Origin of the sequence: Jatrophihabitans sp. (assembly GCF_036388195.1) — a bacterium.
GTDB lineage: Bacteria > Actinomycetota > Actinomycetes > Mycobacteriales > Jatrophihabitantaceae > Jatrophihabitans_A.
The window spans coordinates 1-2693 of sequence record NZ_DASVSG010000036.1; the positions used below are offsets into that span (position 1 = coordinate 1).

Below are 2693 nucleotides of genomic sequence, written 5' to 3' on the forward strand. Positions count from 1 at the left end.
GGTACCGGCTCCAGCGCCGGTTCCGGTGACCGACCAACGGACCGAGGTGCCGGCATGAGCGACTGCACCGAGCGCAGCGAGGGCCAGGAGCGCATGCGAAAGGTAGGCCCGGCATGAGTGCTCTGCTGGAGGTACGCGGGCTGAACGTGGTGTTCTCCGGGTTCCACGCCGTCACCGACCTGGACTTCACCCTGCAGCAGGGCGAGTTGCGGTTCCTGATCGGCCCCAACGGCGCCGGCAAGACCACCCTGATCGACGTCGTCACCGGTCTCACCAAGCCGGCGTCGGGCTCGGTGCGCTTCGCCGGGCAGGAGATCGTCGGCCGGTCCGAGCACGCCATCGTGCGGGCCGGCGTGGGCCGTACCTTCCAGACGTCCGTGGTGTTCGAGGAGCTGACCGTCCTCGACAACCTCGACCTGGCAGCGAGCTTCCGGCGGCCGCTGCCGGCGCTGCTGCGGCGCCGTCGGCGGATCTCCGACGAGGTGGCGGCGGCGCTGGACACCACCGGCCTCGGCGACCTCGCGGACCGCCCGGCCGGGGTGCTGTCGCACGGTCAGCGCCAGTGGCTGGAGATCGGCATGCTGGTGGCTCAACAGCCGCGGTTGCTGCTGCTGGACGAACCGGTGGCCGGGATGAGCCGGGCGGAACGTGAGCGGACCGGTGAACTGCTGCGGCTGGTCGCCCGGGACCATACGGTCCTGGTGGTCGAGCACGACATGGACTTCCTGCGACGGTTCGCCAGCACGGTGACGGTGCTGCACGAGGGCAGGCTGCTGCGGGAGGGCACCGTGGCCGAGGTGCAGGCGGACCCGCGCGTGCAGGAGGTCTACCTCGGGCGCACCCGGGACGAGCTGAGCAAGGAGGTGGCCTGAGATGTTGTCCGTCCAGGGACTGCAGGTGTCGTACGGTCGCGCGCAGGTCCTCTTCGGGGTGGACCTCGAGGCTCCGGCCGGCTCGCTGGTCTGCCTGATGGGTCGCAACGGGGTCGGCAAGACGACCCTGCTAAAGGCCGTGATGGGCGTGCTACCCGTGCGGGCCGGAACGGTGCGTTTCGACGGCCAGGACATCACCCGGATGAAGACGCACGAACGGGTCCGGCTGGGTCTGGGGTACGTGCCGCAGGGGCACGAGACGTTCCCGCAGTTGACCGTCGGCGAGAACCTCCAGGTGGCCCGGGAGGCGGCGCCGAACGCCCGGCCGGGGGCGTTGGACGAGGCGCTGGATCTGTTCCCGGCGTTGCGGGGGTTGCTGCGGCGGCGGGCCGGGTTCCTGTCCGGTGGCCAGCAGCAGCAGCTGGCCATCGCCCGGGCGCTGGTCACCGAGCCGAAGATGCTGCTGCTGGACGAGCCGACGGAGGGGATCCAGCCGTCCATCGTGCTGGAGATCGAGGCGGCGATCCGGTCCCTGCACGAGCAGGCCGGTCTGGCGATCCTGCTGGTCGAGCAGTACCTGGAGTTGGCCCTGCGGCTGGCCGACCAGTTCGTGATCCTGGACGCCGGGGAGGTGGTCCGGGCCGGCGACAGCGAGGAGTTGCACGACGAGTCGGTGCGCCGGCTCCTAGCCGTCTGAGCGGGCGCGCGCGGCAGCGGTTTCAGGCGGACCCGGAGAACGTCGCCCACCTCGATGAGGTGCTGGGCACCGGAGGGCTGCTCCCGGTGTTGCGTTCCCTCGCCCCGGAGGGCGCCGCCACGGCGGAGATGGGGCCGATGACCCTTCCGACGGGTCGGCTGGAGGTCAACGATGGCGATACGGTGACCTTGCAGCTTCGGACCCCTGACGGAAGGACCGTGGATGTGAGCCTGTCGCGACGCGATGTGGGCAAGCTGCTCAGCGGTGGGGCGTTGCGAGCGATCCTGCCCGCCGGGGTTGCTGACCTGGATGCAGCCGAACGCGTCTCGAAGGTGCTGTCCGCGACACGCCGGGTGGACCCGCAAGTGATCAGCTACTTCGAGACGGCGCTGGAGCAGGGGTTCACCGCGGACAAGATGCTCGGTCCGCGGCAGATGCTCGGTCCAGTACACGCGCAGATCGAGGTGCTTGATGAGTTGCGCCGTCACGCCCGGCCCGGCACCACGGAGCCGCTGCTGAGGCTGCTGGCCCGCTACGCCGAATTCGCCGGCTGGCTGCACCAGGACGCCGGAGACGTCACCGCCGCGGTGTGGTGGTCCGACCGCGGCAGCCAGTGGGCGCAGTCCATCGGCGACTATCAGATGGTCGCCTACATGCTGATCCGGCGGTCGAACATCGCGCTCGCCGACGACGACCCGGTGAACGTCGTCGACCTGGCCGCAGCCGCCCGCAAGGTCCCCGGCCCGATCAGCCCCAAATTGCAAGCCCTAGCCGCACAGCAGGAAGCCCGCGGCTGGGCGCTACACGGCGAAGCCGACCAATTCCGTAAACGCCTGGACCTCGCAGCGAACCTGCTACCCGGAATGCGGGCCAGTGCTCCGCCCTTCAGGGCGGGGGTGAAGGCCCGCGCTGGGAGGGCCGCCAAGGCCCGAGCAGTGCCTTAAACCGGGCGGTTCTGCTGCTCGATGTACTGCTTCACGATCGAGAGCGGGGCGCCGCCGACGGAGCCCGCGAAGTACGAGCCCGACCAGAGCTTGTTGGCCCGGTAGTAGTGCCGTCGTAGGTCGGGGAACTCCTGCCGCAACCGGCGGGAGGACACGCCCTTGAGGGAGTTGACCAGCTTC

4 protein-coding genes are annotated in these 2693 nt (G+C 70.1%); 3 read left to right on the forward strand and 1 reads right to left on the reverse strand.

Annotated elements, in window-relative coordinates; genetic code table 11:
• Positions 1 to 113 precede the first annotated feature (113 nt).
• The 3 genes from urtD to VF612_RS03185 all read left to right on the forward strand — a co-directional run bounded on the left by urtD (position 114) and on the right by VF612_RS03185 (position 2513).
• On the forward strand, positions 114 to 872 hold the full coding sequence (gene urtD / locus VF612_RS03175; protein ID WP_408658397.1) for an urea ABC transporter ATP-binding protein UrtD: 759 nt from the start codon (positions 114 to 116) through the stop codon (positions 870 to 872).
• Between the two features lies 1 nt (position 873).
• A complete protein-coding gene (gene urtE, locus VF612_RS03180) occupies positions 874 to 1569 on the forward strand; it encodes an urea ABC transporter ATP-binding subunit UrtE (RefSeq protein WP_408658398.1) in 696 nt (231 codons plus the stop codon).
• Between the two features lie 137 nt (positions 1570 to 1706).
• A complete protein-coding gene (locus VF612_RS03185; protein ID WP_408658399.1) occupies positions 1707 to 2513 on the forward strand; it encodes an XRE family transcriptional regulator in 807 nt (268 codons plus the stop codon).
• Here the strand turns inward: VF612_RS03185 and tnpA are convergent.
• Positions 2510 to 2693 (reverse strand): IS200/IS605 family transposase (gene tnpA, locus VF612_RS03190; protein WP_408658400.1); only part of this gene is annotated, 184 nt, incomplete at its 5' end. The two genes, VF612_RS03185 and tnpA, sit on opposite strands and share 4 nt — an antisense overlap.

Excerpts from the sequence above, each read along its gene's own strand:
- urtD (WP_408658397.1), top strand. The coding sequence starts at position 114 with ATGAGTGCTCTGCTGGAGGTACGCGGGCTGAACGTGGTGTTCTCCGGG.
- urtE (WP_408658398.1), top strand. The coding sequence starts at position 874 with ATGTTGTCCGTCCAGGGACTGCAGGTGTCGTACGGTCGCGCGCAGGTC.
- VF612_RS03185 (WP_408658399.1), top strand. The coding sequence starts at position 1,707 with ATGACCCTTCCGACGGGTCGGCTGGAGGTCAACGATGGCGATACGGTG.